21 protein-coding genes, 3 tRNA genes and 1 pseudogene are annotated in these 19,609 nt (G+C 69.0%); 9 read left to right on the top strand and 16 right to left on the bottom strand.

What is annotated here, in order from left to right:
• Nucleotides 1-212, top strand: a pseudogene (locus tag ACLN58_RS07405) (hypothetical protein); the annotation flags it as partial.
• 142 nt (nt 213-354) lie between these two features.
• Here ACLN58_RS07405 and ACLN58_RS07400 read toward each other — a convergent pair.
• From ACLN58_RS07400 to leuC, 7 genes are all read right to left on the bottom strand, one after another.
• Nucleotides 355-849 (bottom strand): DUF805 domain-containing protein, encoded by a 495-nt coding sequence (locus ACLN58_RS07400; RefSeq protein ID WP_415854619.1) that lies wholly within the window; start codon nt 847-849, stop codon nt 355-357.
• 315 nt (nt 850-1,164) lie between these two features.
• A complete protein-coding gene (locus tag ACLN58_RS07395) occupies nt 1,165-2,325 on the bottom strand; it encodes a D-alanine--D-alanine ligase family protein (RefSeq protein WP_415854618.1) in 1,161 nt (386 codons plus the stop codon).
• 1 nt (nt 2,326) lies between these two features.
• Nucleotides 2,327-3,334, bottom strand: a complete 1,008-nt coding sequence (locus ACLN58_RS07390) for an NAD(P)H-dependent glycerol-3-phosphate dehydrogenase (RefSeq protein WP_415854621.1) — start codon at nt 3,332-3,334, stop codon at nt 2,327-2,329.
• A gap of 86 nt (nt 3,335-3,420) precedes the next feature.
• Entirely contained in the window at nt 3,421-4,134 is a 714-nt protein-coding gene (locus ACLN58_RS07385) for a lysophospholipid acyltransferase family protein (protein ID WP_415854620.1), read from the bottom strand.
• Nucleotides 4,135-4,208: 74 nt separating this feature from the next.
• The gene (gene murA / locus ACLN58_RS07380; RefSeq protein WP_415854617.1) at nt 4,209-5,537 is read right to left on the bottom strand and encodes a UDP-N-acetylglucosamine 1-carboxyvinyltransferase; all 1,329 of its coding nucleotides are present in this window, start codon (nt 5,535-5,537) and stop codon (nt 4,209-4,211) included.
• Between the two features lie 106 nt (nt 5,538-5,643).
• The gene (gene leuD / locus ACLN58_RS07375; RefSeq protein WP_415854616.1) at nt 5,644-6,243 is read right to left on the bottom strand and encodes a 3-isopropylmalate dehydratase small subunit; all 600 of its coding nucleotides are present in this window, start codon (nt 6,241-6,243) and stop codon (nt 5,644-5,646) included.
• 38 nt (nt 6,244-6,281) lie between these two features.
• Nucleotides 6,282-7,712 (bottom strand): 3-isopropylmalate dehydratase large subunit, encoded by a 1,431-nt coding sequence (gene leuC, locus ACLN58_RS07370; protein WP_415854615.1) that lies wholly within the window; start codon nt 7,710-7,712, stop codon nt 6,282-6,284.
• 120 nt (nt 7,713-7,832) lie between these two features.
• On the opposite strand from leuC, the gene ACLN58_RS07365 reads away from it, so the two are divergent.
• Both ACLN58_RS07365 and ACLN58_RS07360 read left to right on the top strand, forming a co-directional pair.
• On the top strand, nt 7,833-8,552 hold the full coding sequence (locus tag ACLN58_RS07365; protein ID WP_415854614.1) for an IclR family transcriptional regulator: 720 nt from the start codon (nt 7,833-7,835) through the stop codon (nt 8,550-8,552).
• A 74-nt stretch (nt 8,553-8,626) separates the two neighbouring features.
• Nucleotides 8,627-9,163, top strand: coding sequence for a DUF1697 domain-containing protein (locus ACLN58_RS07360; protein WP_415854613.1), 537 nt, complete (start codon nt 8,627-8,629; stop codon nt 9,161-9,163).
• A 105-nt stretch (nt 9,164-9,268) separates the two neighbouring features.
• On the opposite strand, the gene ACLN58_RS07355 is transcribed toward ACLN58_RS07360, so the two are convergent.
• From ACLN58_RS07355 to ACLN58_RS07330, 6 genes are all read right to left on the bottom strand, one after another.
• A tRNA-Glu gene (locus tag ACLN58_RS07355) sits at nt 9,269-9,341 on the bottom strand.
• Between the two features lie 61 nt (nt 9,342-9,402).
• Nucleotides 9,403-9,475, bottom strand: a tRNA-Glu gene (locus ACLN58_RS07350).
• Nucleotides 9,476-9,523: 48 nt separating this feature from the next.
• Nucleotides 9,524-9,595: transfer RNA gene (locus tag ACLN58_RS07345), tRNA-Gln, on the bottom strand.
• Nucleotides 9,596-9,813: 218 nt separating this feature from the next.
• Entirely contained in the window at nt 9,814-10,572 is a 759-nt protein-coding gene (locus ACLN58_RS07340; protein WP_415854612.1) for an HAD family hydrolase, read from the bottom strand.
• Nucleotides 10,565-12,076, bottom strand: coding sequence for a glutamate--tRNA ligase (gene gltX, locus ACLN58_RS07335; protein ID WP_415854611.1), 1,512 nt, complete (start codon nt 12,074-12,076; stop codon nt 10,565-10,567). Before gltX ends, ACLN58_RS07340 begins: the two co-directional genes overlap by 8 nt.
• Nucleotides 12,077-12,143: 67 nt before the next feature.
• Nucleotides 12,144-12,920 (bottom strand): fumarylacetoacetate hydrolase family protein, encoded by a 777-nt coding sequence (locus ACLN58_RS07330; protein ID WP_415854610.1) that lies wholly within the window; start codon nt 12,918-12,920, stop codon nt 12,144-12,146.
• Between the two features lie 132 nt (nt 12,921-13,052).
• Here ACLN58_RS07330 and ACLN58_RS07325 point away from each other — a divergent pair, with 132 nt between their 5' ends.
• Nucleotides 13,053-13,595 (top strand): hypothetical protein, encoded by a 543-nt coding sequence (locus tag ACLN58_RS07325; RefSeq protein ID WP_415854609.1) that lies wholly within the window; start codon nt 13,053-13,055, stop codon nt 13,593-13,595.
• 111 nt (nt 13,596-13,706) lie between these two features.
• Nucleotides 13,707-14,015, top strand: a complete 309-nt coding sequence (locus ACLN58_RS07320) for a hypothetical protein (RefSeq protein WP_415854608.1) — start codon at nt 13,707-13,709, stop codon at nt 14,013-14,015.
• 83 nt (nt 14,016-14,098) lie between these two features.
• On the opposite strand, the gene ACLN58_RS07315 is transcribed toward ACLN58_RS07320, so the two are convergent.
• Nucleotides 14,099-14,782 (bottom strand): VOC family protein, encoded by a 684-nt coding sequence (locus tag ACLN58_RS07315; protein ID WP_415854607.1) that lies wholly within the window; start codon nt 14,780-14,782, stop codon nt 14,099-14,101.
• A gap of 86 nt (nt 14,783-14,868) precedes the next feature.
• Here ACLN58_RS07315 and soxR point away from each other — a divergent pair, with 86 nt between their 5' ends.
• From soxR to ACLN58_RS07300, 3 genes are all read left to right on the top strand, one after another.
• Nucleotides 14,869-15,339: a redox-sensitive transcriptional activator SoxR gene (gene soxR / locus ACLN58_RS07310; protein WP_415854606.1), complete on the top strand. Its 471-nt coding sequence runs from the start codon at nt 14,869-14,871 to the stop codon at nt 15,337-15,339.
• A gap of 357 nt (nt 15,340-15,696) precedes the next feature.
• The gene (locus tag ACLN58_RS07305) at nt 15,697-16,326 is read left to right on the top strand and encodes a phosphotransferase (protein WP_415854605.1); all 630 of its coding nucleotides are present in this window, start codon (nt 15,697-15,699) and stop codon (nt 16,324-16,326) included.
• A 55-nt stretch (nt 16,327-16,381) separates the two neighbouring features.
• The gene (locus ACLN58_RS07300) at nt 16,382-16,993 is read left to right on the top strand and encodes an HAD-IA family hydrolase (RefSeq protein ID WP_415854604.1); all 612 of its coding nucleotides are present in this window, start codon (nt 16,382-16,384) and stop codon (nt 16,991-16,993) included.
• Nucleotides 16,994-17,007: 14 nt separating this feature from the next.
• Here the strand turns inward: ACLN58_RS07300 and ACLN58_RS07295 are convergent, their stop codons facing one another.
• Nucleotides 17,008-18,366, bottom strand: coding sequence for a peptide synthetase (locus ACLN58_RS07295; protein WP_415854603.1), 1,359 nt, complete (start codon nt 18,364-18,366; stop codon nt 17,008-17,010).
• A gap of 50 nt (nt 18,367-18,416) precedes the next feature.
• On the opposite strand from ACLN58_RS07295, the gene ACLN58_RS07290 reads away from it, so the two are divergent.
• A complete protein-coding gene (locus ACLN58_RS07290; protein WP_415854602.1) occupies nt 18,417-19,214 on the top strand; it encodes an alpha/beta fold hydrolase in 798 nt (265 codons plus the stop codon).
• Nucleotides 19,215-19,227: 13 nt separating this feature from the next.
• Here ACLN58_RS07290 and ACLN58_RS07285 read toward each other — a convergent pair.
• Nucleotides 19,228-19,609 (bottom strand): zinc-binding dehydrogenase (locus ACLN58_RS07285; RefSeq protein ID WP_415854601.1); only part of this gene is annotated, 382 nt, incomplete at its 5' end.

The raw sequence follows: 19,609 nt of genomic DNA, 5'->3' as shown, positions 1-19,609 counted from the left end.
CGTCGTCGCCCTCCGGGCCCGGCACGGACACCGGGAACGGGACCTATATCCTCACGACGTTCGGGCGCTCGCCCGCGACGGAGCTGCTCCTTGACAGCTCGAAGATCAGCTCCGCCACAGTGCTCGCGACGCTCGCGTCCGCGGTTGCGAAGGTCCCGCAGACCGCGAAGTGCGTGGGCCAGGCCGAGGTGGCCCAGCTGCCGAAGGGCTGATGCCCCTGGCCGGGCCGCATGAGAAACCGTCTATTGAGCCAGGTGACAGTAGTCTTCGTCGCCATGGTCCGATGGCATCCAACAGGTATCACAGTGCGAGAACCCGAAGGCGCGAAGCCCCAGCCTGACGTGGCGCCCTCCGCTACGCGCCCGGTTCGCCCTGACGGGGAGCGGTCGGGCGGTCGAAGCGCTGCCCGGCAGGGTTCGGGGACAAGAGCATGAGGACGAGCACGGCGATGCCCCCAACCAACGGGATGAGGAGGAGGAGCATGAGCCATCCGCTGAGATTGGCGTCGTGGAGACGACGGGCCGTGACCGAGAGGCTCGGCACGATCGTGCCGAGGAACAGGGCCAGGTAGGCGTAGCCCACGATTGCGAAGCCCGCACCCGCGGAGCCGCGCGACGCGCCGTCGAGGACGAATGGGAGCACTTCGAGAACAAAGCCGACGACGGTGCAGGCCAGCGCCACCCACCAGTACTCGGCCCGGCTCGCCCGGCCGTGGAACACCGCGTATTTGGCGAAGAACCGCCCGATCGCCTGTACCGGGCTCGCCCCATAGAATGGCGCCCACAGCGGCGGCTCGACCTGCGTCGGCGCCGCGTAGGTCTGGTCCTGCGGATGCTGCGGATAGCTCACTGCGTAACCCCCTGTAGCGAATGGTGTTCCAAACGGGCACATGCTAGCCGATCCGCACGGACGGCACCCCCACCAGATCGGTTCCACATTTACGGACGAACTTCAGCCAAGCAGATACCCAATAACCGTCTCCTATGCCCCATGACCGTCTCGGAGAGGCACAACCGTCCGGCATAACCGACGGTTGAGCCGTCAAGGGACGGCCGGGCGGCACAAGGGACGGCCGCGCGGCACAAGGGACGGCCGTGCGAGCGCGCAGGCGCCCCGCCGCAGCCGAGACCCGTCGCCGCCGGCTAGGCCCTCAGGTTGGGCGGCTCAGCGCAGACCCGTGGGCCGCTCGAGCGCGAGTTGGATGAGCTCGTCGATGAGATCGTGGTATGAGAGGCCGGTCGCGGCCCACATCTGCGGATACATGCTGATCGGCGTGAACCCGGGCATCGTGTTGATCTCGTTGATGACGAGCTCGCCCTCCGGCGTGTAGAAGAAGTCCACGCGGCTCAGGCCCTCGGCGGAGACGGCGTCGAACGCCCGCGCGGCCTGCTCCCGGACGCGCGCGATCGCCTCGTCGGGCAGATCGGCGGGGCAGCTGAGCGCGGCGGCGTTGTCCTCGACATACTTCGCCTCGAAGTCATAGAAGGTGTGGGAATCGCCCTGCACCACGATCTCGCCGGGGAGCGAGGTCCGCGGGGGCTCCGCGCCGTGCCCCTCGAGCACGCCGCACTCGATCTCGCGGCCCACGATCGACGCCTCGATGACGATGCGCAGATCGTGCCGCCGCGCCTCCGCGAGCGCCGCGTCGAGGCCATCGGGACCCTCCACGCGCGTGATCCCCACGGAGGAACCCGCGCGGCACGGCTTGACGAAGACCGGGTACCCCAGGCGTTCGACGGCGGCGCGCACCCCGTCGGGGTCGCGGCGCCATTCCTTGTCAGACACCGCGACGTACGGACCGACCGTGAGCCCTGCGGCCGCGAACGCGACCTTCATGAAGTGCTTGTCCATCCCGACCGCGGAGGCGAGAACCCCGGCGCCCACGTAGCGGACATCCGCGAGCTCGAGGAGCCCCTGGACCGTTCCGTCCTCCCCGAACGCCCCGTGCAGCAGCGGGAACACGACGTCGACGTCGCCGAGCTCGCGCGGCACCTCGTTGGGCCGGGTCACTACGAGGCCGGGCCGGCCGGGGCCGCCCGCGAGGCTCACGGTCTCGCTGCCGGCCTGGACCTCAGGCATCTCGCCGGAGTTGAGCGCCCACTGCTGCCAGTCGCCGTTGGAGAGGACCCACTGGCCGTCCTTCGCGATGCCGATCGGCAGCACCTCGTACTTGTCCAGGTCGATCGCGTTCATGACGCCCGCGGCCGTCACGCAGCTCACGGCGTGCTCGCTCGAGCGGCCGCCGAAGAGGAGCGCGACGCGGACCTTGCGCCCGGGGCCGTTGCGCTCAGAGCCGGTGCGCTCAGGGCTTGCAGGGTTGGTCACGCTATTCGCCTTCCGATTTGAGCTCCCGCGCGAGCAGGAGAGTTTCGAGCTGGTCAACCCCGACCTTCCCGGCGAGCACGCCGACCACAGCCTCCGTGATCGGCATCTCGACGCCGACCCGCCGCGCAAGCTCGCGCACGGCCGGGGCCGACTTGATGCCCTCGGCGATCTGGGTCATGTGCTGGCCGAGCTCGTCGACGCTGTAGCCCTGGCCGAGGAGCGTCCCGGCGGTGTGGTTGCGGGAGAGCTTGGACGCGCACGTCGCGACGAGGTCGCCGAGCCCCGCGAGGCCGGACAGGGTCTGGGCGTCGCCGCCGAGGGCCACTGCGAGGCGGGTCGTTTCGGCGAGGCCGCGGGTGATGACCGAGGCCTTCGTGTTGTCCCCCATGCCCTTGCCCTCGCAGATGCCGACGCACAGCGCGATGACGTTCTTGACCACGCCGCCGATCTCGGCGCCCACGATGTCCGTGGACGTGTACGGCCGGAAGTACGGCGCCGTGCATGCGCGCGCGATCCGCAGCGCGAGGGCCTGGTCCGCGCACGCGACGACGGACGCCGTCGGCTCGCGCCGGGCGATCTCCATCGCGAGATTGGGCCCCGAGAGCACGGCGATGCGCTCCGGCAGGATCCCGGCCACCTCCGCGATGACCTCGCTCATGCGCAGGTCCGTCCCGACTTCGAGGCCCTTCATGAGGGACATCACCACGGCGTCGGAGGGGATCAGCGCGCGCCACGTCTCGAGCTGGCCGCGCAGGGACTGCGCGGGCACCGCGAACACCACGAGCTGCGCCCCCGCGAGGGCCTCCGACGGATCGGTCGTGGCCGTGACGGTCTCCGGGAGCTCGATGTCGCCGAGATACCGCTGGTTCCGGTGCCGGTTGATGTCCGCGATCGTCTCGGGATTGCGTCCCCACACCCGGATGCTGCGCTCGACGCCGCGGGCGGCCGCCGCGTCAGCGAGAACCTTCGCGAACGTCGTGCCCCAGCTTCCGGCGCCGAAGACGGCGATGCTCGTGAGCTCGGCCTGCGTCTCGCTGGCCGGCGCAGTCCCCGGGTTGGTCGCCGGGGCGCGCCCGACGGCGGCGACGTCAGCGCTCACGCCGGGATCCCGCCGTCGTGCGTCGTGCCCTTCGAGCCGCGCTCGACGTCGCGGCCGTGCGTGGTCTGCTGGTGCGCCGAGGGATCCCATCGCTCGGCCGGGGCCTCCTCGTCCCGCAGCTCTGCGAGGAGCTCGGTGATCGCGGCCATGATCTTCTCCGTCGCCGCCACGAGCGTCGTCTTGTCGAGCGGCCGGTCCGCGAACTCGCTCAGGTCCACGGGCTCGCCGATCAGCACGCGGACGCGCTTGCGGGGCCACACGTGGAGGCGCTTCGCGTACCGCGGGAACAGCTCCTGAGCGCCCCAATGGGCGATCGGGACCACGGGGGCGCCCGTCTTGAGCGCGAGCCGGGCCGCGCCCGTGTGCCCCCTCATGGGCCACAGGCCCGGGTCACGCGTGAGCGTGCCCTCGGGGTAGATGAGGATCGCGCCGCCCTCGTCGAGGACCTCGCGCGCAATCTCGAGAGATTGTCCGGCGCCCGCACCACTGCGGTCCACAGGGATCTGCTTCGTGCCGCGCATGATCTGGCCCAGGACGGGAGGCTTGAAGAGGCCCGCCTTCGCGAGGAAGTGTGGGGGCCGGCCGAGGTTGTAGAGCATGTGGCCCACTACGAGCGGATCGATCTCCGTGCAGTGATTGGGGCACGCGATGAAGCCGCCCTCCGGCAGTCGCTCCGCACCGAGCCACTTCTTTCCGAGGAGCGCGTTCATGGTGGGGCGCACCAAGCCCCCGGCGATAGAGAACGCGACGCGTTCACCGAGGGATTCCGCCCGGACCGGTCGGCTCACGCGGCAACCTCCTCGAGGTCGAACTGGGCGCCGAGACCCTCGAGCTTGGCGGTGAAGTGCTCGTAGCCGCGCTTGATGACGTCCACGCCCGTCGCACGGGACGTGCCCTCCGCCGCGAGCGCCGCGATGATGTGGCTGAACCCGCCCCGGAGGTCGGGCACGTCGAACTCGGCCCCCTTGAGCTCCGCGGGGCCCGAGATGACGGCCGAGTGGAGGAAGTTGCGCTGCCCGAAGCGGCACGGGACGCTCCCGAGGCACTCGCGGTGGACCTGGATCGTCGCGCCCATGCGACGCAGCGCCTCCGTGAAGCCGAAGCGGTTCTCGTAGACGGTCTCGTGGACGATCGAGACACCCTCGGCCTGGGTCAGCGCGACGACGAGCGGCTGCTGCCAGTCGGTCATGAAGCCCGGGTGCACGTTCGTCTCGACGACGAGGGGCTCGAGCTTGCCGCCCTTGTGGAAGAAGCGAATGCCGTCGTCGCGGATCTCGAGGCCGCCGCCGAGTTTCCGGAACGTGTTGACGAACGTCATCATGTCCCGCTGGAGCGCGCCCTCGACGAAGATGTCCCCCTTCGTCACGAGCGCCGCGCAGCCCCACGACGCCGCCTCGTTGCGGTCCGGCAGCGCCGTGTGCGTGTAGCCGCCGAGCGAGGGGACGCCCTCGATCCGAATCGTGCGGTCCGACTGGACCGAGATGAGCGCGCCCATCTTCTGCAGGACCGCGATGAGGTCCACGATCTCCGGCTCGATCGCCGCCCCCGTGAGCTCGGTGATCCCGTCCGCCTTGGTCGCGCTGAGCAGGACCTGCTCGGTGGCGCCGACGCTCGGGTACGGGAGGGAGATCTTCGCGCCCTTGAGGCCCTTGGGCGCGGAGATGCTGATGCCGCCGGGGCGCTTGTCGACGACGGCGCCGAACTGGCGCAGGACGCCCAAGTGATAGTCGATCGGGCGGTCGCCGATCCGGCAGCCGCCGAGGTCGGGGATGAACGCCTCCCCGATCGCGTGGATGAGAGGCCCGCACAGCAGGATCGGGATGCGCGAATCGCCCGCGTGCGCGTCGATGTCCGCGACGTGCGCGGTGCGCGCGTTCGCAGGGTCCAGCGTCAGGTTGCCGCCTGCCGTGTCCCGCCCGACCTCGACGCCGTGCAGCCGCAGGAGGCTCGTCACGACCTCGACGTCCTTGATGTCGGGGACGTTCCGGAGGACGGAGGGTTCGTCGCCCAGCAGGGCCGCGACCATGGCCTTCGGTACGAGGTTCTTGGCTCCCCGGACGGTCACCCGCCCCGAGAGCGGCACGCCGCCGCGGATGGTCAGGACACTGCTCATATGCGTTGGTTCCTCACTGCTCGCCTGCCCCCACCGGCCCGGCCACGGACCCTGCTAAGCATAGAAGCTCCTCCGTGGCCCGGCGAATCCCCGGGCCACGGCGGTATCAGCCGCGAGCTGGGAGGGTGGTGGGCTTGAAGGAGGGCCGCGCTGCCTCGTAGGCGGCGATCTCGGGTTCGTGCTGGAGTGTCAGCCCGATGTCGTCGAGACCCTCGAGGAGGCGCCAGCGCGTGTAGTCGTCGATCTCGAACGGGGCCACAAGGTTCCCGCACGTGACGGTCTTGGATTCGAGGTCGACCGTGATCTGCGTGCCGGGGTGGTTCTCGAGCTCCTTCCAGATGAGCTCGATGTCGTCCTGGGCCACGACCGCGGCGACCAGGCCCTGCTTCCCCGAGTTGCCCCGGAAGATGTCCGCGAAGCGAGAGGAGAGCACGGCCCTGAAGCCGTAGTCCTTGAGCGCCCACACGGCGTGCTCGCGCGACGAGCCCGTGCCGAAGTCGGGGCCCGCCACGAGCACCGAGCCCTGGCTGAACGGCTCCTGGTTGAGGATGAACTGCTCGTCCTTGCGCCAGCTCGCGAAGAGCGCGTCCTCGAAGCCCGTGCGCGTGATGCGCTTGAGGAACACGGCCGGGATGATCTGGTCGGTGTCGACGTTGCTCTGACGCAGCGGGACGCCGATGCCGGTGTGGGAGGTGAACTTCTCCATGGCTTACTCCGTATTCTTGGTGGCCGGGAGCCGGGGGCTCAGGCGGCACTCGTCGCGGCAGGGACGGGGTCGAGGTCCGACGGCGACGAGAGCGTGCCGCGGATCGCCGTCGCCGCGGCGACGACGGGAGAGACGAGGTGGGTGCGGCCGCCCTTGCCCTGACGGCCCTCGAAATTGCGGTTCGAGGTGGACGCGCAACGCTCGCCGGGGGCGAGCTGGTCCGGGTTCATGCCGAGGCACATCGAGCACCCGGCGAACCGCCATTCTGCGCCGAACTCCTTGAACACGCGGTCGAGGCCCTCGGCCTCGGCCTCGAGCCGCACACGGGCCGAGCCGGGCACCACGAGCATGCGCACGTTCGGGTCCTTCTGCCGACCGCGGATGATGTCCGCCGCCACGCGCAGGTCCTCAAGGCGCGAGTTCGTGCACGAGCCCAGGAACACGGTGTCGACGCGAATGTCCTTCATCGCGGTGCCCGGGGCCAGGTCCATGTACTGGAGGGCGCGGCGGGCCGCGGCCTTGGAGTTCTCGTCTGCGAACGAATCGGGGTCCGGAACGGCCTCGGAGAGCGAGACGCCCTGACCGGGGTTGGTGCCCCACGTGACGAACGGCTCGAGCTCGTCCGCGTCGAGGAAGACCTCGGCGTCGAAGACGGCGTCCTCGTCGGTGTGCAGCGTGTTCCAGTACTCGACGGCGGCGTCCCATTCGGCGCCTAGCGGAGCGTGCGGGCGGCCCTGCATGAACTCGTACGTGGTCTCGTCGGGGGCCACCATGCCCGCGCGGGCGCCGGCCTCGATCGACATATTGCAAATGGTCATGCGCGCCTCCATCGAGAGCGCGCGGATCGCCGAGCCGCGGTACTCGAGCACGTAGCCCTGACCGCCGCCCGTGCCGATCTTGGCGATGACGGCGAGGATGATGTCCTTCGAGCTCACACCCGGCTTGAGCGTGCCCTCGACCGTGATCGCCATGGTCTTGAACGGCTTGAGCGGGAGCGTCTGCGTCGCCATGACGTGTTCGACCTCGGACGTGCCGATGCCCATGGCGAGCGCGCCGAACGCGCCGTGCGTGGACGTGTGCGAGTCGCCGCACACGATCGTGAGGCCAGGCTGAGTCAGGCCGAGCTGCGGCCCGACGACGTGCACGATCCCCTGCTCCTTGTCGCCGAGCGAGTGGAGCCGGACGCCGAACTCCCTGCAGTTCGCCCGCAGCGTGTCGATCTGGGTGCGGCTCGTCGGATCGGCGATCGGCTTGTCGATGTCCAGCGTCGGGGTGTTGTGGTCCTCGGTCGCGATCGTGAGGTCGGGGCGGCGCAGCGGGCGGCCCGCGAGGCGGAGCCCCTCGAAGGCCTGCGGGGACGTCACCTCGTGCACGAGGTGAAGGTCGATGTAGAGAAGGTCGGGCTGGCCGTCTTCGCCCTTGCGCACCACGTGCGCGTCCCAGACCTTCTCGGCCAGAGTGCGTCCCATGGCCAGCTCCCTTCGATTCTGTGCGCGCCGTCGGCGCCTCTCCACCAGTCCAGCAGGCCGCCCGAATCGTGGCCACTCTGCCGACTTGCATCTCAGATATTGAGACGGCAATATCAACCTATGGACAATTCTAGTGGTGTAGGCGTGATCGACAAGGCCGCGATGGTGCTCGATGCGCTCGAGGCTGGCCCGACCACCCTCGCGCAGCTCGTCGCGGCCACAGGCCTGGCCCGGCCCACCGTGCACCGGCTAGCGCTCGCCCTCGTCCACCACCGGCTCGTGGCCCGCGACATCCAGGGGCGATTCGTGCTCGGCTCGCGGCTCGTCGAGCTCGCCTCGGCCGCGGGCGAGGACCGGCTCATCGCTGCCGCCGGTCCCATTCTCGTCCAGTTGCGCGACGCGACGGGCGAGAGCGCGCAGATCTTCCGCCGCCAGGGCGATTGGCGCGTGTGCGTCGCCTCGGCCGAGCGCCCTGTGGGCCTGCGCGACACGATCCCCGTGGGGACGCAGCTCACCATGAAGGCCGGCTCGGCGGCGCAGGTCCTCGTGGCGTGGGAGGACCACGACCGCCTCCTCGAGGGGCTCAACAACGCGCGCTTCACACCGACCGTCTTGGCTGGCGTACGACGGCGGGGGTGGGCTCAGTCGCTCGGCGAACGGGAGCCGGGGGTCGCCTCCGTCTCGGCGCCGGTCCGCGGGCCGTCCGGTCGCGTCATCGCCGCGGTCTCAATCTCCGGCCCCATCGAGCGCTTGACCCGCCAGCCAGGCCGTCAGCATGCTGAGGTGGTCTGCAGCGCGGCGCGGCTCCTCACGGAGGCGCTCCGCAAAGCGAACGACTGACCCTTTCTCTCCGCCCCCGCCCACCGCCCTCACCCGCCCACCCGCCCACAGCCCTCACCCACTCAGGAGATCCCGTGACCGCCTACGCCGTGTTCCTCCGAGGGGTCAACGTGGGCGGGATCAACCTCAAGATGGCGGACGTCAAGGCCGCGCTCTCGCGACTGCCCGTCACCGGCGTCTCGACGCTCCTCGCGAGCGGCAACGCTGTGCTGCGCTCGGAGCTGGGAGCGGCCGCGCTCAAGGAGGCCGTCCAGAACGCGCTGCGGGAATCGTTCGGCTACGACGCGTGGGTCATCGTCATGGCGGCGGACGACGTCGACGCAACAGTTGGCGCGTGCCCGTATCCTCCCGACGACGACAGCACCCATACGTACGTGACGCTCTCCACGGAGCCCTCGGTGCTCGACGAGCTATGGGTGCTCGCGGCGGCATCCGGCACGGAGCACACACGCCTCTCCCCTGTCGCGACGGCCTGGCTCGCACCCGTCGGCGGAACGCTCGACAGCCCCATGGGCAAGGCCACCGGCAAGGCGAAGTTCAAGGCCACGACGACAACGCGGAACCTCCGCACCATGCTCAAGGTCCAGGCCGCCCTCGCCAAGCTCCCCTGAACGTCTCGGGTACACCAACTCCCGCCCCTGACCCTCTCGGGTGCAGATGATCTCCACCGAAACGAAGAACACCCCCGGTCCGAAGACCGGGGGTGTTCTCTGCAGTGACCCCAGCGGGATTCGAACCCGCGTTACCGCCGTGAGAGGGCGGCGTACTAGGCCGCTATACGATGGGGCCTCACACTGCGCCTTCCAAAGAAGGCATAAACGAGTCCGACGGAAGAATCCGCCGAACTTCGTGACCCCAGCGGGATTCGAACCCGCGTTACCGCCGTGAGAGGGCGGCGTACTAGGCCGCTATACGATGGGGCCGCGTACTTTACTGACCGTCAGCCGCCACTCGCTCGCGGACATCAGGAGCTGGGATACCAGGACTCGAACCTAGAATGACGGTACCAGAAACCGTAGTGTTGCCAATTACACCATATCCCAAGGTGTCATCCGGACCGGGGCTCTCGAACTGCCCGTCCGATTCGCTCCGTGCCCCTCAGCACGAGTAATTACTCTACTGGATCGCCAGCCGCGCTGCCAAATCGCAGAGGCGGCACGCCGGGCCTCGGGGGCCACAGTTCGAGAAACCCCTTACGACGTGATCCGGGCCCAGGTGGCGACGGGCTTGGCATCGCTGCCGGCTGCCCGCTCGCAGGGATCTAGGCGAGCCCGATGAGCGCCGGGATCTCCCCGAGGCTCGTGATCTGCTCGGTGACCGAGCTGGCCACGTCCTCGGGGAGCTCGCGCCCCGTGCGGTTGAGCCAGATCCCGCGGAGGCCCGCCCCGGCCGCGCCGACGACGTCGTGCCCCGGGTTGTCGCCGACGTAGACGGTCGCGCCCGCGGACGTTCCGAGCAGGCGCAGCCCCTCGCGGAAGATCGCCGGATGGGGCTTGGCTACGCCGACCGCGTCGATGCCCACGAGGACGCCGATCCGGGCCAGGCCGGCCTGGTCGAGCTTCGCGCGCTGGTAGTCGTGCACGTTGTTGCTCACTGCCCCGTACGGGATCCCGGCGGCGTCGAGGGCGTCGAGAAGGGGCGTCACGTCGTCGAACGCGCGGACGTAGCGAGGCTGCACCGTCTCGTAAGTGGCGAGCCAAGCAGCCGCGGCCGCGCCGTCCGGGAATGCCGCGCCGACGGCCGCGAGCGAACGCTCGGCCCGAAGCACGCGCTGCTCGGCGAACGTGATCTCGCCCGCAACGTAGCGGTCGTAGATGTCCTCCGACTGTCGCCCGAAAGTGTCGCACAGCGTCACCCAGCCAGCCTCCGTGAGAGCCGCGTAGGGCGCGGTCACCTCTCGAAGGGCCTGATACATGGCGCCCTCAAGGTCCACGAGCGTCTCGTCGATGTCGAGCAGCACACCGGCCACCGGGAGCGGCTTCGTGCCACCGACGACCGGAGCCAGCACCGGATCAGCCACGGAACGCCTTGAGCCGCGCGAGCGACGAGTCCTTGCCGAGAATGACCATGGATTCGAACAGGGGCGGGGAGACGCGCCGGCCCGACACCGCGGTGCGCACAGGACCGAACGCGAGCCGCGGCTTGATGCCCAAGCCCTCGACGAGAGCGACGCGCAGCGCGTCCTGGATCGCCTCCGCCGTCCAGGACTCGAGCGGCTCGAGCGCCGCAATAGCCGCGCCCACGACGTCGGTGACGTTCTCCGGGAGGCCCTTCCGCGCGTCGTCCTCCACTTCGATCTCGGAGTCCGCGGCGAACAGGAAGGCGATCATCCCGGGGGCCTCGCCGAGCAGCGTGATGCGCTCCTGGATGAGCGGGGCGGCCTCGGTGAGGATCTCCTCGTCGCGCGCGGACAGGGTCTCCCCCACCACGCCCGCGGCGCGCAGGTAGGGCACGAGACGATCGCGGAAGTCCACGGCCTCGAGGAGGCGCACGTGGGTGCCGTTGATCGCCTCGGCCTTCTTCTGGTCGAACCGCGCGGGGTTGGGCAGGACCGAGGAGATGTCGAAGTTCTCGACGAGCTGCTGGACCGTGAAAATATCCTCGTCCGCCGAGAGCGACCAGCCGAGGAGCGCGAGGTAGTTGAGCAGGCCCTCCGGAATGAAGCCGCGGTCGCGGTGGTGGAAGAGGTTCGACTGCGGGTCGCGCTTCGAGAGCTTCTTGTTGCCCTCGCCGAGCACGTACGGGAGGTGGCCGAAGAGCGGCATGTAGGAGGCGACGCCGACGGCGTGGAGCGCGTGGTATAGCGCGACCTGGCGCGGGGTCGAAGACAGGAGGTCCTCGCCGCGAAGCACGTGCGTGATGCCCATGAGGGCGTCATCGACGGGGTTGACGAGCGTGTACAGCGGCGAGCCGTCGGCGCGCACGACGACGAAGTCCGGAACGCTCCCCGCCTTGAAGCGGATCTCGCCGCGGATGAGGTCGTTGAACACGACGTCCTCCTCCGGCATGCGGAAGCGGAGCACGGGCTCGCGGCCCTCGGCCCGGAAGGCTGCGACCTGCTCGGCCGTGAGGTCGCGGTCCGAGTTGTCGTAGCCGAGCTTCGGGTCGCGGCCCGCGGCGCGGTGCCTCGCCTCGATCTCGGCCGGCGTCGAGTACGACTCGTAGAGGAAGCCCGCGTCCTTCAGCTTCGCGGCGACGTCCTTGAAGATGTCGAGGCGCTGCGACTGACGGTACGGCTCGTGCGGTCCGCCCACGTTGATGCCCTCGTCCCACGCGAGCCCGAGCCAGGTGAGCGCCTCGACGATCTGCTGATAGCTCTCCTCCGTGTCGCGCTGCGCATCCGTGTCCTCGATGCGGAACACGAACGTCCCGCCCGTGTGGCGCGCGTAAGCCCAGTTGAACAGGGCCGTACGGATGAGGCCGACGTGCGGGGTGCCGGTCGGGGATGGGCAGAAGCGCACGCGCACGGGCGTGTCCGGGGTGACCGTGGGGATGGCAGCAGAGGGTGCGGCGGAGGAAGTCATAGTGACCTCATTCTAAAGCGCGGCCACAGCCCCCTCCGCGCCGGCCCGCCCGCAGCCAGCCAGATCGCTACCGGCGCACGATGGGGTTGGACAGCGTGCCGATCCCCTCGATCTCGACCTCGACGCGGTCGCCCTCCTGCACGAGCCCGACGCCGGCGGGCGTGCCCGTCATGATGACGTCCCCGGGGAGCAGAGTGAACGCCTGCGACACGGCGGCGACGAGCTCGCGCACGCCGAAGACCATGTCCGCCGTCGTGCCGTCCTGGACCACGGCGCCGTTGAGGCGCGTCACGAGCGAGAGGTCCTCGGGGTCGAGCTCGGTCTCGATCCAGGGACCGAGGGGCGACGACGTGTCGAAGGACTTCGCGCGCGCCCACTGGACGTCCGCGCGCTGCTTGTCGCGCGCCGTGAGGTCGTTGCCCACGGTGTAACCGAAGATGACGTCGTCCGCCTTCTCGGCCGGGACGTCCTTGCAGATCCGGCCGATGACCACGCACAGCTCGCCCTCGTAGGAGACCTCGTCGGTCCACTCCGGGAGCACCACGGGGTCGCCGGGGCCGACGACGGCGGTGTTCGCGACGAGGAACATGGCCGGCTCGGTCGGGAGCTCGTTGCCCATTTCCTTCGCGTGGTCCACGTAGTTGCGCCCGATGCCCACGATCTTGCTGCGCGGGATGATCGGCGCGACGAGCCGCACATCCTCGAGCCGGTGGACCTGCCCGGTCGGCGTGATGCCCTGGAAGAACGGGTCGCCCTTGATGACGGCCACCTGCTCCTGGCCGGGGTCACCCTGGACCACGCCGTAGAGGGGCTCGGACTCAACAACAAAACGGGCGATACGCATGGTTCCCACCCTATCGCGGACCACCCTGCGCCCGACCTCGGCAGTGCTTGACCGGGCCCCGAACTGCCGCAACACTTTCAAAACCAGTGGCGCTCCCCTCCTCGGCTGCGCATCGGTCCGGGCAGGGGGATCATGGCTCTTCGACGGCGCACCTTTGCCATCGCGGCGACGCTTGGCGCGGCATTGACGACGACGGCGTGCGGCGGCATGTTCCTCGGCGCACCCGAGGCGCCACCCGCGGGAGTCGAGGCGATCCTCGGGCACGCGGTGAGCGACCGCACCCAGGCTGCACTTGAGACCCCTACCGCGGCGCCGACGCTGAGCGACGACAGCACGACCGATCAGTTCAAAGCCAATTGGGCACGGGCCGTGGCGCGCATCCAGGCGTCGAAGAAGGGGTTCAAAGGCCAGGGGTTCACCTACATCAAGGCGGACTCGGAGGTTGCCGTGAAGTCTTGGACGACTTCCGGGGACACGGCGCAGGCGCATTTCACCGAGACGACCACGCTGTACCTGGCCTCCGCCGCGAACGGCCCGAGCGACGTGCCGACGAAATACGTGGCGAAGGAGACCGCGACGTTCAAACGCGCCGGCCAGGGGTGGGTCCTCGACCGCGTGACTTCCGACGAGGGCCAGCACGGCCTGTCGATGACCGAAGTCGACATCGCGCCCTGAGCCTTACCGGCCCCGCTGGGGACCGGCCGGCGAGAACGGCGCTGACGATCGCTGCACCGAGGTAGCGATCGGGAGGTTGGCATCCGGGGGGCCCGGCCGTAGCGTCAGGACATGGCGCACTTCCTGATAACTCTCGGCCGCGGCCCTGAGTGGGACGCACAACGCGGGCGCCGTTCCCAAGATGGCTGGGACGAGCATGCGGCCTTCATGGATGATCTCGTCCGCCGCGGCGTCGTGCTCCTCGGGGGTCCGTTGGGGGACGACGTCGACGCCGGCCCCGCACTCGTCGTCGTCTCCGCGTCCGACGCCGCGGACGCAGTGGAGGCTCTCGCCGACGATCCGTGGCACGACTCGGTGCTGGTCACGGAGCGCATCGACCGTTGGACGCTTTGGCTTGGGATGCGGTTGCCGCCGACCTGATGACCGCCAAGAGCTGGGCGGATCGCTAGCGGCCTCCACATACTGCGACACCGCTTCCAGAGCTCGGCTCAATGCCATACCCGCTACCCCGATTCCTGAATCGACGAATGGATCACCGTGCCGGGACTGGGCCTGATCGTGCCAGCGCTTCTGCCAGCGATGTGGACTGTGAGCCGCCCTGCCGCGTTCGGTGTCTTGGTGGGGAACCAGTGTCGGCCCGGGGCCACAAGGATGAGGAGGCCCTCAAGGTCCCCGACGGGCTGGAACGCCGAGGCGCCGCCGCCATACCCTGTGATGCCAAGCACCGATTCGACCTGAGAAGTGGTACCGGGAACATCCTCGGCTGCAACGCCGATTTCGCTGATGGATTGGATGCGCTCCGGCCGGAACTGGCCGCCACGATTGTCCACAATGTCGCGGCGGATGATGAACTCGAGGATGTTCCCGTCCGGGTCCTCGAAATAGAGGGAGCGGGCGTTCCAATGCGATGAGGCTTCGAATTCGTCTTTGCCCTCGTCATCGCACAGCAGCCTCACCCGGTCGATCGCCCATTGCTTTGCGCCGTCGAACAACAGGCGCGGGATCGTGAAGGCAAGATGCTGCCTGCCGGGCCCGATCGGGCCCTCGCGGAGCGTCAGGAGTGACGATCCTGCCCGAATGGTCAGCGCTCCGTCGTCGTGGATCGTGGGGAGCCCGAGGACGGAGCCGTAGAACGACTCCGCTCGGGCGAGGTCTCCGCTGTCGAAGGCGACTGAGCTGATGTGCATGGGCACCACCCAACCTGCTCAAGCGGACTTGAGGTCAAGTCCCTTTTGGGTTGAAGCCTCTCCGGACTGGCGGGCATGCTGTGAGGATGGCACGGATCGCTCCCGACGAGCTGCTGACGATCGGCCACGTCGCGCGCCGCTCGGGAACCAGCGTGTCGGCTCTGCGGTACTACGAAGAGCGCGGCCTGATCCACGCGGTACGGTCCGAGATCGGCCGGCGGATGTTCCCGAGGCACACGCTGCGCCGCCTGGCCGTGATCGCGGCAGGACAGCGGGTCGGGCTGTCGCTCGAACAAATCGCCCAAACGCTCCACAGCATCCCAGCAGATCGTGCACCGAGCCAGCGGGAATGGACACGGATCGGCGCCCAGTGGGCACAGCTCGTCGCAGCTCGGGTCGCCGAACTCCAAGCCCTCCAGAACGATCTTGACGGGTGCATCGGCTGCGGCTGCCTCTCATTGGGGCGCTGCACGCTGTTCAACCCAAACGACGCGGCCGCTGCGGAGGGCCCCGGCTCCCGATGGGTCAGGTCCGCCGAGACCCCTCCCGAGGCTTAACAAAGGACCTTCGCCGCTTGGCCCGTCCTGCGGCGGGCCGGCACCCGCGAAGGCAACCCTCGACCAACTCGGCCTCGGCGCCGGATGACAGCGGAGCTTCAGCGCTTCGCAGATGGAAGCTAAGACCGGTAGGCAGAGGGATCGAGCATCGGACACTCTTCGCCAAGGCCAAGGGGAGACTGCGGCTGGGTACGGAATGTGCCCCGCAAGTAGCTTGGTCCCATGGAGGAAGCGCTTTCAGGCGGGAACATGAACGAGGTTGTCCGTATCGGCGAAACAGTGCGGCGAAGCGGCGGCCCTTGGGCCCCAACGGTCCACCAGGTACTCCGGGCTCTGCGCAGCCAAGGGCTCGTCTGGGTGCCAACGGTTCATGGCGTTGACGAGGCCGGACGCGAGACTCTGGGATTCCTGCCCGGCTTTGTGCCGTCATACCCGCTTCCCGAATGGGTCTGGGAGGACTCCTTCCTGGCCGACGCCGCAGCGCGCCTCCGCGAGCTCCACGACGCGACCGTCGGCCTAACCGTGGCCGAGGCCGCCTGGCGGGGACAGGCCCACGAACCCGCCGAGGTCATCTGCCACAACGACTTCGCCCCGTATAACTTCGTCTTCCGAGACGGTCGGATTTCGGGAGTGATCGACTGGGACTTCATGTCTCCCGGCCCCCGCGTGTGGGATGTGGCCTATCTTGCCTATCGGCTCTGCCCTCTCACCGGACCCGAGAACCCTGACCGTAGATCGGGAGACAGCGCCGCGGAGCAAGGGCGGCGACTCGGGCTACTGCTGCGCGCCTACGGTGCCCAGTTCTCGGCCGCCGACACGCTCACGGTCGCCGAGGTGCGACTGGACGAACTGGCCCAATTCACCGCCTCGGAGGCAGAGCGCCGAAACCGGGCCGACCTCGCCGGGCACGTCACGATCTACCGGAACGACATCGACTACCTCAAAGCCAGGAGATCACACATCCTCTCCGCCGCGGGGGCCGCCTGACCTCCAATCAGCCACATCGGCAAGGACGGAACGCGGGCCCGGATAGGCTGCTGGCATGCTTGGGCCACTCGTCGTCGATCTCGACGGGGTACTCCGAATCTGGGACCCGGCGATCATCGCCGATGCTGAAATGACGAACGGGCTTCCTGCTGGTCGCCTCGCGCGCTCTGCGTTCGGCAACTCCGACCGGTTGCACCTCGCAGTCACCGGGGTGATCACAGATGAGCAGTGGCGCGAAGAGATCGCACGCGAGCTCGAGGCCGCCCACGGCGCCGCTGGTCGGGCGGCCGTAGAGGCCTGGTCGTCGCCACCGGGACGCACCAACGGTGCCGTGCTTGCCATCCTCCGCCGGGAACGACGACGGCGCAGGGTCGCCTTATTCAGTAATGCCACTACCCGCCTCGATGCCGATCTGGACCGCCTCGGCCTCTTCGCGGAGGTCGATGTCGTCTTCAATTCCAGTTCGCTGGGCCTGGCGAAGCCCTCGCCCGAAGCATTCTCGGCCGTCGTCGACGCCCTCGGAACGGATCCGTCCGAGTGCCTCTTCGTCGATGACACCATCGCAAACGTCCTTGCGGCGGAGCGGTCCGGTCTCAAGGCGCACCATTATATCGATCCGGGCTCCCTCGATCGGTTCATCGCATCGTGCGCCCGATCGTCGACCTAGAGGGGAACCAAGAATCATCGATCCGACGAAGTCCACCGCCCGGATCGGGCTGGAGACAGGGCGGCCGTCGCAATCCGGGCGGTGAGCTCGTCGAGCCATGCGCCCACGGCTGCCCGGGCGACGACGTTGTTGGGGTAGCGACAGCGGAGGTGCAGCCCGTCGTCATTGACGATGAACCAGATCATGAGGTTGTCCGTGGGGAGCTCAGCCGAGACGAACTGCGGCTCGTACGAGGCGTCGATGCGCAAGGGCAGCCGGCGCACGTCTAGCCACGAGAGCGCGAACATCCCGGGCGGTTCGCTCCCGCCGATGCGGTCAAAGATCGGGGCCAGGGGGAAGGCGCCGAGGCGCACCGCCTCCTCGACCGCCGCGGCGCAGGACGCCGGGTCGGGATCCGCGACGTCGAGCACGGCATTGGTGATGTACCAGCCGACCGAGTCGCGCCACCGCGGCTCGTTGCGCGAGTGCACCGGGAACACCGCACGCAGCGGCGCGTTCGCGATGTCGCGGAACAGCCGCGCGAGCTCGGACAAGACCAAGGGGAGAATTCGCACCCCGCGTGCGCGCGCCTGCTCTTCGAGGCGGGCAAGCTGACCGTCATCGAGCACATCGCGGACCTCGACGATCGCCGACGACGGCTTCGACACATCCCCCAGGGGCAAGGGGAACACGGGCATCGCCCCGCCCCCGGCGCGCAAGATCTCCTTCCAGTGCGCGATCACCTCTGCCGGCGCCTCGGGCATCGCCGCGAGCGCACGCGTGTGATCGACGAACGCCGCGGGGAGCGGATCAGCGAGGGCCGTCCCCGGCGAAGGCGCGTCGAGTCCTGGGTCCCCGGCATCGGCCCAAACCCGAATCTCGTGGGCGAGGATCAGCAGCGACCACATGTCAACGTGCGCGTGGTCGCTGGCAAGGACGACGGTCGGCCGCGGGTCGGGTTCGGCGGAAGAGGGCAGCACGACGGCGAGAAGATACGACGGCGCCGCAAACGGGCGGCACTCCGCGTCGAGCAGCGTACGCAGCGCGTTGCGCGTCGTTTCGCCGGGGCTCACCTCATGCTCTCGCCACACGCCGTCGTCGACCGTTGCCTCGTGCAGCCGGACCCCAGAATCTTCGAGGGAGAAGACGGTGCGCAGGGTTCCGTGGCGCGCGATCGCCGCGCGCCAGGCATCGGCGAGCGCAGCGAGGCTGGGGGCCTGGGCGAGGCGGAACGACACCGCCATCCATGAGCCCGCACGATCACCGCGGCCAACGTGACGGCCCTGGTCGAACGATATTGGCAGCTCACGCGTCGGATCGGGCGTGGAGCGCACAGCGAAGCTGTGGAGGGACCCCTCAGGCAGGGTCATCTGGGCCACCGTGGTAAGGCGCATGGTGCCGTAGTGTAGGCCCCAGATGTTTCGCGAAAGTACGCGGAGGGCTCGTGACCTCATTTCAGACGCGCGGCGCGACTCTTGACTACGATGTCGCCGGAACCACCGGCCCCTTGGTCGTGCAACTGCACGGCCTGACATCAAGCCGCGAGCGCGACGGACAGCTCGGCCTCAACCTTGCCCGAGCGCTCCGGGGTCACCGGATCCTTCGCTATGACGCTCGCGGCCATGGCCGCTCCACCGGCACGTTGGATGAAGCCGACTACGCGTGGCCCCGCCTCGCCGACGACCTTCTGGCCCTGCTTGACCATGTCGCTCCGGGGGAACGCGTCCACGGGGTGGGGCCGTCCATGGGCACCGGGACGCTTCTGCATGCTGCCGTGAAGGATCCCGACCGATTCGAGTCGCTGACTCTTGTCACGCCCCCGACCGCATGGAAGAGCAGGGCCGAGCAGCGCGAGATCTACCTCGCCAATGCCGCCCTGGTCGAGCAGGAGGGTGTCGCCGCGTTCGTCGAGCAAGGATCCACGGCCCCTTCCCCGCCCGCGCTCGCCGACGCGCCTGAGACGAGCATCGCCGTGCGGCAAACCCTCTTGCCCACGGTCATGCGTGGCGCGGCGACCACTGACCTCCCGAAGAAGAAGACCATCGGGGCCGTCGAGGTGCCGACGCTGGTCCTCGCCTGGAGCGGGGACCGCTCGCACCCGCTGACGACGGCGCATCAGCTGCACACCCGGATGCCCCGGAGCCGCATCGTGGTGGCTCGCACGCCCTACGGGATCATGGCGTGGCCGGGGCTCTTCGCGGAGTTCATCACGACTGTCGACAAGGGCGAGCTGCTCGCCTGACCCGCAAGAGTCTCTACGGCTCGAGCACGATCTTCCCGCGGGTATGCCGGTGCATGAGTTCGCGATATGCCTCGCGGACCTCGGTGAGCGGGTAGCTCGCGGCGATCGGAACGTCGAGGTCCCCGTCCGCGGTGAGCCTGACGAGCTCGGCCAGGACACCGGCGTTCGCGGAACCGTCCATGCCCTCGCTCTTGACTCCAGTCCGGGCCGCCCCGGCGAAGTCGATGATCGTGTTGATGCGGTCTTTGGCGACGCCGAGTTCAAGGGCCAGATCGATGTAGCCATTGCCAAAGGTGTCGACGAACGCGTCGACGCCCTCGGGGGCGGCCGCGCGGATCCGGTCGAGGACGCCGTCGCCGTAGCTCACCGGGACCACGCCGTGCTCCCGCAGCCAC

Source organism: Sinomonas sp. G460-2 (assembly GCF_047759905.1).
GTDB lineage: Bacteria > Actinomycetota > Actinomycetes > Actinomycetales > Micrococcaceae > Sinomonas.
This window is presented reverse-complemented; position numbering and strand designations above follow the sequence as displayed.